Raw genomic sequence first — 14,281 nt, 5'->3', positions numbered from 1 at the left:
TTTATAAATAATACTTATTCAAGTTTGACTATCATGTGGATAATTCATATTATAGCGACTCCTCACAACGACCCTATCGTCTAGAGGCCTAGGACATCGCCCTTTCACGGCGGTAACCGGGGTTCGAATCCCCGTAGGGTCGCCATTATTCAGATCATCTCGAACATTTTATCTTTAGTAATTTGCACTATTGTTTTTTTTCACTACAATAGCCTGCTTCATTATTCTGTAACTTTAAAATGCTATGCACTCATCAGACCCAGCAGATGCGCTGCATCAAAGTAACTCCCGTCCATTAAAAAGAGCGATGAGTACCCGTCATCTAGTGATGCTCTCGCTAGGTGGTGCAATTGGTACTGGACTTTTTTTAGGTTCAGGTGAGGTTATTGCACAAACTGGTCCTATAGGGGCAATTCTAGCCTATATTCTAGGTGGTTTAATTGCCTATATGGTTATGCTTTGCCTTGGCGAACTGGCTGTTCAATTTCCTGAATCAGGTTCTTTTGGTTTCTATGCCAATAAGTTTATTGGCCCTGGCACAGGCTATATGATCACATGGCTATACTGGTTAACGTGGACAGCAACATTAGGTACAGAATTTACAGCTGCTGCCCTGCTCATGCAGGAATGGTTCCCTCAGGTATCAGTCTGGCTATGGACAATTATTTTCGCCATATTAATTTTTGGCTTAAATGTTAGTTCAACCCGACTGTTTGCCGAATCTGAATTTTGGCTTTCCCTTGTTAAAGTCATTACCGTTATCAGTTTTATTATCCTTGGATTATTGGCTATTTTTGGGGTCTTATCCTTCAATGGAATGCAATCTGCACCTCTTTTCCATAATCTCACTGCACAAGGCTGGTTTCCTCAAGGATTAGTACCAATTTTCACTACAATGTTAATTGTTAACTTTGCCTTTTCTGGTACTGAACTGATTGGTGTAGCAGCAGGTGAAACAGAAAATCCCGCAAAAAATGTCCCTAAAGCTATTAATGCAGCAATTTGGCGCCTACTTATCTTTTTTGTTGGTACTATTATTGTCATCAGTGCATTGTTACCTCACCAAATGGCAGGTTTGGACGCAAGTGGTGTAAGTAGTAGCCCATTTGTAACGGTATTCACTTATATTGGTATACCCTATGCTGAAGATATCATGCGCTTTGTGATTATTACGGCATTACTTTCAGCAGCAAACTCTGGGCTTTATGCAGCTTCTCGCATGATGTGGTCATTATCAGTACAAAAACAATTACCACAGGTTTTTTCCAGATTAAGTAAATCAGGCACACCTATTGTTGCACTGATTGTCACCATGTTTGGTGCAATTCCCGGGCTACTTTCAGAGCAATTTGCACCAGAAACCATTTTCAAAAACCTGCTTGGTGTTGCTGCATTTACAATGGTAATCGTCTGGATGAGTATTTGTTTAAGTCAATTCAATTTCCGTCGCCAATGGTATAAACAGGGGCGCAGTAAAGCAGAATTACAGTTCGCTTCTCCTCTTTTCCCGATCGTTCCTATACTCGGATTTATCTTTTGTTTTATCACATGTATCAGTATGGCAGCAGATAAAGAAATGCTACCTGGATTCTTTGGTTGCCTGATTTTTATTGCTGCATGCTATATCAGTTATGCATTTTTCTATAAAAATAAAAATCAATAATCGTCTTTTACGGTCTATTAAAAGTGTAGCAAAAAGCTACACTTTTTTTATATTTGGATGCTAGAACTGCTTATCAATTATAGGTAAATTAAAATACTCCCATCACACAATTACTCATACTTTAGATGAAAATTATCTTTATCCATGGAATGAATCAACAAAGTTACGATGCAAACTCATTAAAACAACACTGGATTAATATTTTCAATCAAGGTATCAAACAATCACATTTATCAGCAGATTTGAACAAAGTAAAAATTGATCTTGCATTTTATGGTGATTTAATTAAAAAGCATCAAATGACGAATACTTTTGATTTAGGCGCATTTCTACCTAAATCATTACTCAACTTACGTCTACCCTTTACTATCCGTGGCCGTAAATCCATGACAATAGATGAAGCACAAGCTTCAATTATCCCTCTCTTACCACATTTTGCTCAGGCTCAAACTCTCAATTTATCTACGCGGTTATATCTAGCCTCCCAGCTTGCAAAAGATATTGCATTAAAAGAATTTATCATGATTCTAAATAATTTCCCTAAACTTCATGAGAGCCTGATTCATCGTTTTTTGATTGAAACTTACATGTATCTGGCAAATCCTGTATTTATTCAGGAAGTTCATCAGCGTGTGTTACAAAGCCTTGAAGAAGACGAACAGCATATTATCGTATCGCACTCTTTAGGAACTGTTATAGCCTATAATCTCCTGCAGCAAATTGATTCGAAATACTGTATTCAACGCTTTATTACTCTCGGGTCTCCTCTGGCTTTTCGTGTTATTCAATCAAAACTCATTCAACCTATTCGTCATCCTCAAAGCTTAAAGGGTGAATGGTATAATTTTTATTCACATGATGATTTTCTAACAACATTTCCTCTTGTTGCAGCACCTTTTGACTTTCATCCAGCTATTATCAATAAGCCTATTTCAACCTTTATTAGTAAACCACATGAAATTATCGGATATTTACAACATCCATCAGTGATCAAAAATATATTGGAACCAATCATCCATCCCAATCTTGTTATTCCTTGTCGTGTTTAAAAAATATTAAAATTGCTTTATTTTTACACATTTGATCATAAATCTTCTTTATCTTGACTAAAAAGGTTTGACACACATTCATATTCAACCTAATATACGCCCACCTCTTAAGTGACCCTATCGTCTAGAGGCCTAGGACATCGCCCTTTCACGGCGGTAACCGGGGTTCGAATCCCCGTAGGGTCGCCATTAAACTTACAGAGTGTAGCCTCAATCTTATTGACCCTATCGTCTAGAGGCCTAGGACATCGCCCTTTCACGGCGGTAACCGGGGTTCGAATCCCCGTAGGGTCGCCATATTCGAGATGTAAATCTCATAAAAAAACCTGAGCATCATGACTCAGGTTTTTTTATTTCACACTATCAGAATAAATATTTAAAAGTATGAAACCATTTAAATACTCTATTAAAATCATCTTATAAATTAAGTTAAATAAAATATGAACTTTACATTATTCCATCTCGCAAACTCTCGTTCACAACGAATAATCTGGTTACTCGAAGAACTTTTTTTAGACTATCAACTCGTGATATGTGATACTCAAAAAAATGGTGAAATATCAGATAAAATCAAACACGTTCATAACTTAGGAAAAGTTCCTATTTTAGTGATTGATGATGATCAAAAATCAGATCCAATCATCTTGACTGAGTCCAGTGCAATCACTGATTTATTTGCCTATAGGTATCCAGACTTAGGCATAAAAAATTTAAATAGCACTGAACAAGTACACTATTTTTATTGGAAAAATTTTTCTGAAGCGACATTAATGCCTAATTTGGTATTGAAACAAATATTTTCCCAAATCATAAAACGTACACCGCTTCCAGTCCGTTTTATCACGACTTTTTTTAAATATGGTTTTGATCATGGCTATTTAAATCCAATTTTGGAACAATATATGCAAAATATAAATGCATATTTAGAACAGCAACAATGGATGGCTGGCTCAAAATTTACGATTGCTGATATTTTGATATGGTTCCCAATATATGCCTGTTATCAATCGAATCCAGACCTTAGTAAATACAGTCATATTCAATCATATCTGGATCGAATCCAAAACAGACCAGCCTTTCAAACCGCTTTAGAAAAAGGACAGTGGACTGATTTGGATTTTAAAAATTATTGGCAAAAATCCTGGTAATTTTAAATCAGAAATTAGGCACTTTTACGTGAATTTATTCGACCTTTGATCACCGCTTTTACATTATTTTTCGCATAATTTAAAAAGACTTTAAGTGGTGATAACTTTGGATTCGGGCGTTTACCTTGACCTATCGCTTTAAATTGGGCTGCATACCAGATGATTTCCATAATCGCCATCTTATCTACAAACGGAATACCAGTTTTAATAGGTTTAACAGCATAACGAACATCTTGCCCAACGATCAGCCGATCAGTAAGATCAGTTTCAACAGCAAGCGGACGTGCGATTCCAATGAAGTCACATGCACCACTGTCCAGAGCAGCATTCATTCCCTGTACAGTACGGAAACCACCTGTCACCATCAGCTTACATTTCACCTGCTGACGTATTTTCTCAGCAAAATCCAGAAAATAGGCCTCACGTGCGATTGTGCTTGCTTTACGTTTATCTGCTTTTGCACCCGCCATTACTGGCGCTTCATACGTTCCGCCCGAAATTTCAATCAGATCAATACCTGCATCATCAATAGCCTTAAAAACAGTAATCACATCGTCTTCTGTAATTCCACCACGCTGGAAATCAGCAGAATTTAATTTAACGGAAATGATGAAATTTTCTGAAGTCGCTTGGCGAGTTGCTTTATAGATTTCCAATAAAAACCGCATACGGTTTTCTATACTTCCTCCCCACTGATCCTGACGTTTATTCGTCAAGGGAGATAAGAATTGGCTAATCAGATAACCATGTGCTCCATGCAACTGAACACCATCAAATCCAGCTTTTTCACAAATACGTGCTGACTCTGCAAAACGCTGGATAATATCCAGAATTTCATCTTCATGCAGTTCTCGAGGTGTTGCAAATGTTGTCGCAAGTAATGGACTAAATGGAACTGCCGATGGAGCAACAGTTTCTTTATTTAAGCCTTTTGGACATTGACGACCTGGGTGGGAAAGTTGAATCAGTTGCACCATCCCATATTTTTTACCAATACCAGCCCACTGTTTTAATTTTTCAAGATCCCTTTCCGTTTCAACAATCACCACACCAGGTTCATTTTTTGCTCGTGCATCCACCATGACATTACCCGTGATTGCACAACCTAAACCACCTTTAGCCCACGCCTCATATAAACCGAAGTGCAAATGATTTGGCTGCCCTGCATCATTCGCCAATGCCTCACTCATTGCACCTTTGATAATTCGATTTTTAAACCGGGTTTGTCGTATCTGTATCGGTTCTGCTAGATGGCTCATGGCAAGATCTCTTGTTTTATTTTAGAGCTTTTACTCTAATTAAATTATTAAATTCGTCAAGTGTAAAATTGACAATTGATTATGTCAATTTTACAAAAGGCTTAATACTCACTTGAGGATATTAACTGTCTGGTATATTCGGTTTCAGGGTGCTCAAACAGACTTTGAGTATCTTGAAATTCAACCAGTTTTGCATGACGTAGCACCATGACTTTCTGGCAAAGTGCTTTCACAACTTTTAAATCATGACTGATGAACAGATAACTAATTTGGTATTCTTGCTGCAAATTACGTAATAATTTCACAATTGCGCGCTGCGTTGTCCGATCAAGTGCTGATGTCGGCTCATCCAAAATAATCAGTTTAGGATGTAAAACTAAAGCACGGGCCAAAGCGATACGTTGTCTTTGTCCACCTGATAACTGATGGGGATAACGATGTTTGAACTCAATGGGTAATTCGACTTTCTCTAAAGCCTGGTCTATATGAGCTGTAATTTGATCTTTTTTCAGCTTTTTTAATGCCAGACCTTCTCCAATAATCTCTTCCACAGTCATTCTTGGATTTAGACTGCTAAATGGATCCTGAAATACAATCTGGAAATCACTTCTTAATGGGCGGAGTTTACGTTGATTAAGCCGATTCAGATTATGACCAGAAATATAAATATCACCCTCTGAAGGAATCAAGCGCGCAATTGCCAGTGCCAGTGAGGTTTTTCCAGAACCACTTTCACCCACGATACCAATTGACTCTCCCTGATCCAGACGAAGATCTAAAGGCTCAACAGCGACGAAATAATCTTTAACCCGATTTAGCAGACCTTCCTTTATCGGGAATCTCACCGCAACCTTATCTAGTGCAAGGACACGTTCAGCATGCTCAGGGATTTTATTACTTTCCCCAAAGTCATGATTCAGTAAATGGCTGGTATATTCAGCTTCAGGATTTTGAAAAATATCATTCACTTTCCCCTGTTCTGCGACTATCCCTTTATTCATCACTATGACCTGGTCTGCATAACGCTTGACCAGATTTAAATCATGACTAATCAAAATCATCGACATCTGGTCATTTTTTATGAGTAGCTGTAACAGATTAAGTACCTGAGCCTGCAAGGTCACATCCAGTGCTGTTGTTGGTTCATCAGCAATAATAATATCCGGATCAAGTGCCAGAGCAGATGCAATCATGACCCTCTGTCTCTGCCCACCTGAAAGCTCATGAGGATAGCGTTTAAGTTTGTCTTCTGGATCAGGAATGCCAACATCACTCAATAAGCTGATGACACGTTTTCTGACTTTATCTTTAGGCATTCCCTGTAGTAATAACGTTTCGCCAACAATCTTTTCAACACGATGTAATGGATTCAGTGCCGTCATCGGTTCCTGAAAAATCATGGCTATTCGTTTACCACGAATCTGCCGTAGCTGATCTTCGGATTGTTGCAATAAATTTTTATCTTCGAACAGGATTTTCCCTGAAGCTTTTAGATTTTCAGGTAACAACCCTAATATTGCCAGACTGCTAATTGATTTTCCAGAGCCACTTTCACCAACGATCGCTATAGATTCACCCATTTTCAGATCTAAATTCAAATCTTCAACCAAGACTTGCGACTGGCTTTCTATCTTTAAATGCTGTATTGATAAAATATTTTCTGACTTTTTATTGACGTCTTGGATCGAATGCATCACGAGTCGCCTCCCCAATATAAATCAATAAAGATAAAACCAGTGCTAAAGTGAAAAAGCCCGATAACGCAAGCCAGGGAGCATTTAAATTATTCTTACCTTGTAGCAATAATTCCCCGATTGAGGCCGCATCTGGTGGCAACCCATACCCGAGAAAATCGAGTGCAGTAAGTGCTGTAATATTTGCAGTCAACATGAACGGTAACTGAGACAAGCTTGAACTCATGGCATTCGGCAGGATATGCCTGAAAATAATCTTTGCATCCCCTACACCCAATGCACGTGCTGCACGCACATAATCAAGATTTCTCGCTCTTAAAAACTCTGCCCGTACCAAGCCTACCAATGCGGGCCAGCCAAAAATCAGCATAATCACAAACAGCCAGTACACACTTGGTGTAAACATACTCACTAGAATCATGACCATAAACAGTGTCGGCAAACCACCCCATACCTCCAAGATACGCTGCCCAAGCAAGTCAATCCACCCACCATAATAGCCTTGTATTGCTCCAACAATCACACCAATGAGTGATGCAAACAGTGTCAAAGCCAAACCAAATAATAGAGATACACGTAAGCCATACAGAATTCGTGCGAGTACATCCCGTCCCTGATCATCTGTGCCTAGCCAGTTCTGCGCAGATGGAGGAGATGGTACCGGTTTGGCTAGAGCAAAATTCGGAGTCTGATAAGAAAAAGGAATCACTGGCCAAATTGCCCATCCTTTTTCTTCAATCAAATGTTGCACAGCTGGATCTTTATAATCTGCTTCAGTTTCAAAAACTCCCCCGAAAGTTGTTTCAGGATAGTTTTTAAATACAGGAATATAATAGTCGTTATCGTATTTCACCAGCAGTGGTTTATCATTTGCAATAAACTCTGAACTTAAACACAAGATAAAAATAATGATAAAAACAATAAAGCAGCCCAGACCCAGCCTGTTATTTTTAAAACGTCGCACACGTGCTTGCATCAACGGTGACATACTTACATCCCCCTTGATTCAAAGTTGATACGAGGATCAATGATTTGATACAAGACATCACTCACCAAACGTAAAATAAGCCCAAGTAATGTAAATAAAAACAAGGTACCAAAAATCACAGGATAATCACGCTGCTGAATCGCTTCAAATCCTAAAAGCCCTAGACCATCCAGATTAAAAATAATTTCAATAAACAAGTTACCTACAAAGAATATTCCGATCAATGCCTCTGGTAGTCCCGCTATCACGATCAGCATGGCATTTCTGAACACGTGCCCGTAAAGCACCTTATTTTCAGACAAACCTTTCGCACGAGCTGCAAGTACATATTGTTTACTCAACTCTTCCATAAACGAATACTTGGTTAAATAAGTCAATCCTGCAAAACCGCCCAATACCATCGTAATCAAAGGTAATGTCATATGCCAAAAATAATCTTTAATCTTGCCAAACCAGCTCAACTGATCAAAGTTATCTGATACCAGCCCTTGAAGTGGAAACCATTGAAAATATGACCCACCAGCAAAAAATACAATTAACAAAATAGCGAAAACAAAAGCAGGAACGGCATATCCTACAGCAAGTAACAACGATGTAGATTTATCAATAAATTGCCCATGATTTTTAGCTTTTTTAATGCCTAAAGGAATAGATACCAGATAAATCAGTAAAGTACTCCAGAGCCCCAAGGACAATGAAACTGGCATTTTTTCCCAAAGAAGCTGGGTCACAGGCTTGTCTTTAAAAAAACTTGTGCCAAAATCAAAATGCAAATAACCTTTCAACATGATCCAGAATCGTTCATACGCAGGTTTGTCGAAACCATATTGCTGCTTGATTTTTTCAACCATGTCATCACTTAAACCGCGAGCACCTTGATAAGTTGCAGTAGCTGATGATCTACCTGTTTCCCCTCCACCAGATACGCCTCCTACACCTTGAAAACTTTCAGCTTGCTGAATTGCCTGTTCGACAGGACCGCCTGGGGCAATCTGAACCACAACAAAGTTTATTAACAAAATCAAAAACAATGTTGGAATAATCAAAAGAAGTCTTTTTAGTATATATGTGCCCATCGAAACAAGGTTCCTTGTGACTTCACTTTTAGTTGATTTGATATCAATCTTTTTCTAAAAAGATTGATATCAAAAATGACTATTGTTTACGCAAATAAGTCGCGACTTTTTGTGCCTGAGCTGGATCTGACCACCAATAATCGAGACCAGTACTGAGCTTCGGTTTTACTTTTGGTTGTTTATACATATTCCAATAAGCAAACCAAGTACTATCCTTACCATAAGTTGGAATTTGATAAAAGCCTGCACGCAGTAAGCGGTCTAGAACTCGAGAATTAATAACAACCTGTTCACGGCTTGGAGCATGAATAATATTTTTGACAATCTGATCTATAACAGGGTTTTTAATCCCTGCGAAATTATAGTTCCCAACTTCATCAGCCGCCTTACTACTCCATAATTGTGCCTGTTCATTTCCTGGGCTGATGCTCATTGGAAGTCGTAGTGTGATCATATCAAAATCATTTTTTCTGGTTCTTTCAAGATACTGAGGAACATCTACAACACGGATGGAAACTTGAATACCGAGTTTTTTTAGATTACGTACATAAGGCATCAGCGTACGTTGTAAATTATCCTGATGAATCATGAATTCAAGTTTAATCGGCTTAGCTTGTTTATCGAGTAAGAGCCCATTTTTATAACGGTAACCTGCATTCAGTAAAATTTTATGTGCTGTAATGAGATGATTACGGTTAAACCCTGCGCCATCCGATGCAGGATACTTCCAGTCTTTCAAAACCCCTTGACGCTGTAAAGGTGATAGTTTTGATAGATATGGTTTTAAAACTTCAAGCTCTTGAGGACTCGGTTGCCCTTTTGCAGCCAGTTCACTCCCATCAAAATAACTTTGTAAACGTTGATATTGATCATAAAAATAGGCTTTATTTTGCCATTCAAAATCATAAGCATATGTTAAAGCTTGACGAAAATGGATGTCATTAAATGGGACGCGGCGTGTATTAAAAACAAAACTTTGCAAATCATTTGGACGTTCTAATCTAAACTTTTCTTTTTTGATCATTCCAGCCTGTACAGCAGGGAAATTATATCCTGTGACCCAAGTACGCGCAGAAAACTCTTCTTGTAAGGTGTATTGCCCTGTTTTAAATCCCTCAAATGCAACTTCCATACTGCGATAATACACATACTTCAAACGATCGAAATTATAACGCCCCCGATTGATTGGCAGATCTTTTGCCCAATAGTTTGGATTACGTTTATAAGTCATGCTTCGACCAGCATCAATCCGTTCAATCAGATAAGGGCCTGAACCTAAAATCGGCTGCATGGTAACTTTGGTAAAATCGCGTTTTTTCCAGTCGGCTTTTGAGTAAATCGCCATCTGGGCCAAAATTAATGGCATTTCAGTATTGTTATCTGACTTAAATGTCATTTTGACATCATATTTCGATAAAACTTCTGTTTTCTCCAAGTCAGATAAATACATCTGCAAACCCAGATTTGCTTTGGTCTGAAAAGTATCAAAGCTGAATTTTACGTCTTCCGCCGTGACAGGTGTTCCGTCGCTAAAACGCGCTTTAGGATTTATATGGAAAATAATATATTTTGTATGTTCTGGATCGAAAGTTACCTTCTCAGCAAGTAAAGGATACATCACATTCGGTTCATCCAGAGAACTATCCATGAGTGTATCAAACAGATAATTAACCCCTTCAGCGTAACGTCCTTTACCATTCATACTGTTTAAATTATCAAAGGTTCCATTACTTGAATTGCTTATATAACCGCCTTTAGGAGCATTCGGGTTAGCATATGGCATGGCTTTAACATTGACATACTTTGGAGAAGTATGAATGGCAATGTATGCTGTAGTCTGTACTGCAGCCCATACATTTATACTCAAAATACTCGCCCCAAAGGCAAAGCCAATTGACTTTACCTGAGCAAATCTCAGTTGCATATTCCCTGCATTCCTTAGTTCTTTAGAGTCACATTCAAATCAGTTTGGCACTTTTATAATCGTACCAATTCGAAGTGGTGAATTTGGTTTCAGGTCATTCATCTCGGCAAGTGCTGAACTGTCGACACCAAATCTATTTGCCAAACGAATCAGAGAGTCACCACTTTTCACCGTATAATCTGTCTGTGTCTTAGGTACTAAAATAGTTTGACCACGCAACAGGTTTGTCTTAGGGTTCAAGTTATTTAACTCAGCCAGATCACTTACCGACAAACCTACACGCCCTGCAATCGAATGTAGAGACTCTCCTGCTTTCACAGCATATTTTTCAGTATTTTTAGTTGATTTGGGTACTTTTGCTGAGGCTTTAACTTCCTCTCTGGATGAGGATTTAGCTGGCAAATCACCTTCAATTTTTAATTTTTGACCAGCGCGTACAGATGCATTTCGGGATAGACCATTTAACTCACTTAAAAAAGATAACTGTAAGTGATATTTTTTGGCAATACTTGCCAGAGTTTCACCTGATTTGACAATATGAATATCAGGCTCTTCTGCTTGGGACTTAACAGAGCTAGTTCTGGCTTTTGACTGATTTTGTGAAACCTCACCAGTCAATTTTATTTTTTGCCCAACAAATAGTCCTGATGTCGTATTTAAGCCATTCAAATCTGCCAACTTGGCAACAGGTAGATTATATTTATTGGCGACTGCTATAAGACTATCTCCAGACTGAACCACATAAGTATCAGGTACTTTCTCTGTAGCAGGAACTTTAATAGTTTGCCCTGCCATTAAAGATTTATTTCCAGAAAAATTATTTAACTCAGCCAAATCAGCTAAACTGATCTTGTTATCGGCAGCAATACTCGATAGTGTATCGCCACGTTGAACACGATAATTTTCAGTTTTCACGGAGTTCTCAGCTTTCAACTTTTCAGCAGTTTTACTCACTATTCTCGTATCTGACTTATCAACATCATCGTTGACAGTATTCAATGGAACATGGATCTTTTGTCCTGCGAATAAATTGCTTCCCGCATTTAAACCAGGAGTGAGGTCTGCTAGCTCCTGATTTGAAAGTGCATAACGATCAGCAATCAACTTTAAATATTCACCACGTTTTACCACATAAACCTTAGTCCTGATTTTACTGCTCGCTTTATCATCTGCTTTTGCAGTCACAGCATTATTAAGCACCGGTTTACTTGTAGGGTTCTCTTTTAAAGACAGTTTTTGACCAACATACAGATTGCTCGTAGCATTTAAATTATTATAATTCGCCAGCTGCTGGACAGAGAGATCAAAAGCATTAGCTACACTAGTCAAACTATCATTCGGTTTAACAACATAAGTTGTAGGCTTAACATCAGCTTTTGCTGTAGTAGTACCGTCTACCTGTGGTTTCGCATCATATAGATATAATGTTGTACCAGACAATAAGGTTCCATTTGGATCAATCTGGTTCCACTTTGCAACATCACGCCAGTTCACACCATTTTTAGCAGCAATAATTGCTAAGGTATCTCCAGGTATCACCGTATATGTACTACGTTTACCTTTAGGTGGTGCAACGACAATATCTGTATCTGTTTTGACAAAAGTTTTGTCCTCATTCCTTTTTGCTATATCTGCATCTACATTGGCACTATCTGCCAAGCCTTTAGGATATGAAAATCCAACCGTATTCTCTTTGCCTTGCTGCTCAGCAACAGATTGACTGGTCTGGATCGCCGTTAACTTGATTTTACCATCGTAAGGATCAACAATTTCAGTTCCTTTCGGTGCAATTGCCCTGATTTCCTGAACCACCTGTTCTGTTTCAGCCTTGGTCGCTTTTGGTTCCAATGCTTGTGCTAGAGTTTCTTTTTCACCTTCTGCTTTTACAGTAGCCAGAATATCCTGTTTTTCTTTATTCGAAATAGGTGGCTCTACATTGACAGGTTTAACATTTGCTGTCTGGGTTACAGCAACGGGTATACGAGGTGCGCTAGGAACATCTGCACTGGCTGCAAAGGCTGCTAAACCATCAGCACTATTCGGTGTAGGTTTTCTGGATGTTGCCCCAGCAGTAGATGATCGAACAGTTGTTGTTCCAGCTCTTGGTGTATTTAATGTCTGAGCAAGACCTACTGAAGATCCAGTCTTGTTTACAGTTGTTGTTACACTCGTTGCAGGTTGATAAGCAGGTGGTGGAGTATACGTAGGTGCTGCTGGAGTTGTATTACCCGCCCATAAACCACCTGAACCAGGTTTCAGTGCACGTAGTTTAGCATCCACACTTGGACTGATATCTGCAGGAATCAGAATACGCATAGGGCTTGATGGATCAACAACTTCACCTCTGTGCCCAGGATTCAGCGCATAAAGCTCAGGACGACTGAGTCCTGTTACAGCTGAAATTTGATTAAGACTGACTCCACCCTGTACCTGTACTTCTCTAAAGTGAGGCCGGTTAGCAATTGGAGGAAGGCTTACCCCGTATTTTTGTGGGGATTTAATAATTTGGGCAACTGCAATGAAACGAGGAACATAGTTCATGGTTTCCTGAGGAAGTTTCAACGACCAATAATCTGTAGGTAATCCTGCAGCCTGATTTCGGTTAATCGCCTGTTGAATACGACCTGGTCCCGCATTATAGGCAGCCAAAGCCAATTCCCATGAACCGAACTGATTATATAAACTACCTAAAAATTCATATGCCGCACGGGTTGATTCAACCACATCACGGCGTCCGTCGTACATGCCAGTTTGTCTTAAACCATAAATACGTCCTGTACTTGGAATAAATTGCCATAATCCTGCTGCCGCTGCACTACTGGTTGCCGCAGGGTCATATGAACTTTCAATAATCGGTAATAGTGCCAACTCGGTTGGTAGACCACGTCGTTCAGCTTCTTTGACAGTATGGTAAAGATAGCGGGAAGCCCTGGCACTTAAACGATCCAAAAATGGCTGCCGTGAAACAAACCAACTACGCTGGGCTTCAATACGCGGATCCCAATGGGTTTCATCCATTTTAAAACCGACAGTCATACGCTTCCACACATCACCATGTTTCAGGATGAGTAACCGGTCACCTTCCACAGCACGCATATCTGTTGCTGAGAGCAAATCTTCCATCGAATCTAAACTACTCGCATCCAGCAAGCCCGAACTTGTCGATTTGACTGGTTTAGTTGTCTGTGTAGAAGAACAACCTGTTGTAAGCCCAATAGTAGCTAAAGCTGAAGCCAAAACTGTAATTTTAAATAAAGATGCCGCAGAAGACTGCCACACTGCTGTGGTTGGTTTATACATACAAAATTCCGAACAACGCGTAGTCAATTTATTTTATAGATAAGCCATTTTAGTTGAGCTTGACGCTGATACAAGGCTAAATTTAAGCGATTTGAAGACAAATGTTACAAGACATTAAAAAAATTCAGGATCGCACACTGAAATGTCAGATTTGCGTATACAATAAGAGTTCTTCATGTT

Annotated in this window: 9 protein-coding genes and 3 tRNA genes; 6 read left to right on the top strand and 6 right to left on the bottom strand. The window is 39.1% G+C overall.

Annotated features, from left to right (window positions below; all coding sequences use genetic code 11):
- Window positions 1–69: 69 nt before the first annotated feature.
- From KPC_RS02925 to KPC_RS02900, 6 genes are all read left to right on the top strand, one after another.
- A tRNA-Glu gene (locus tag KPC_RS02925) sits at window positions 70–145 on the top strand.
- Window positions 146–244: 99 nt separating this feature from the next.
- Window positions 245–1,663: an amino acid permease gene (locus tag KPC_RS02920; RefSeq protein WP_121972933.1), complete on the top strand. Its 1,419-nt coding sequence runs from the start codon at window positions 245–247 to the stop codon at window positions 1,661–1,663.
- Between the two features lie 125 nt (window positions 1,664–1,788).
- A complete protein-coding gene (locus KPC_RS02915) occupies window positions 1,789–2,712 on the top strand; it encodes a hypothetical protein (protein WP_121972932.1) in 924 nt (307 codons plus the stop codon).
- 113 nt (window positions 2,713–2,825) lie between these two features.
- A tRNA-Glu gene (locus KPC_RS02910) sits at window positions 2,826–2,901 on the top strand.
- Window positions 2,902–2,933: 32 nt separating this feature from the next.
- Window positions 2,934–3,009: transfer RNA gene (locus KPC_RS02905), tRNA-Glu, on the top strand.
- Window positions 3,010–3,152: 143 nt separating this feature from the next.
- Window positions 3,153–3,860, top strand: a complete 708-nt coding sequence (locus tag KPC_RS02900; protein WP_121972931.1) for a glutathione S-transferase — start codon at window positions 3,153–3,155, stop codon at window positions 3,858–3,860.
- A gap of 14 nt (window positions 3,861–3,874) precedes the next feature.
- Here KPC_RS02900 and KPC_RS02895 read toward each other — a convergent pair whose 3' ends face one another.
- The 6 genes from KPC_RS02895 to KPC_RS02870 form a co-directional block, all read right to left on the bottom strand.
- A complete protein-coding gene (locus KPC_RS02895; protein WP_121972930.1) occupies window positions 3,875–5,119 on the bottom strand; it encodes an NADH:flavin oxidoreductase/NADH oxidase family protein in 1,245 nt (414 codons plus the stop codon).
- Window positions 5,120–5,220: 101 nt separating this feature from the next.
- Window positions 5,221–6,813 (bottom strand): ABC transporter ATP-binding protein, encoded by a 1,593-nt coding sequence (locus KPC_RS02890; RefSeq protein ID WP_121972929.1) that lies wholly within the window; start codon window positions 6,811–6,813, stop codon window positions 5,221–5,223.
- Window positions 6,788–7,801 (bottom strand): ABC transporter permease, encoded by a 1,014-nt coding sequence (locus tag KPC_RS02885; protein ID WP_121972928.1) that lies wholly within the window; start codon window positions 7,799–7,801, stop codon window positions 6,788–6,790. Before KPC_RS02885 ends, KPC_RS02890 begins: the two co-directional genes overlap by 26 nt.
- Before the next feature lie 2 nt (window positions 7,802–7,803).
- A complete protein-coding gene (locus KPC_RS02880; protein ID WP_121972927.1) occupies window positions 7,804–8,877 on the bottom strand; it encodes a microcin C ABC transporter permease YejB in 1,074 nt (357 codons plus the stop codon).
- A 79-nt stretch (window positions 8,878–8,956) separates the two neighbouring features.
- Window positions 8,957–10,801: an extracellular solute-binding protein gene (locus KPC_RS02875; RefSeq protein WP_121972926.1), complete on the bottom strand. Its 1,845-nt coding sequence runs from the start codon at window positions 10,799–10,801 to the stop codon at window positions 8,957–8,959.
- A gap of 39 nt (window positions 10,802–10,840) precedes the next feature.
- Window positions 10,841–14,101, bottom strand: coding sequence for a LysM peptidoglycan-binding domain-containing protein (locus KPC_RS02870; protein WP_121972925.1), 3,261 nt, complete (start codon window positions 14,099–14,101; stop codon window positions 10,841–10,843).
- Between the last annotated feature and the right edge of the window lie 180 nt (window positions 14,102–14,281).

The sequence above is a fragment of the Acinetobacter stercoris genome (assembly GCF_900323515.1).
GTDB classification, from domain to species: Bacteria; Pseudomonadota; Gammaproteobacteria; order Pseudomonadales; family Moraxellaceae; genus Acinetobacter; species Acinetobacter stercoris.
The sequence above is the reverse complement of the archived record's forward strand: the minus strand, read 5'-3'. Positions and strand labels throughout refer to the sequence as shown.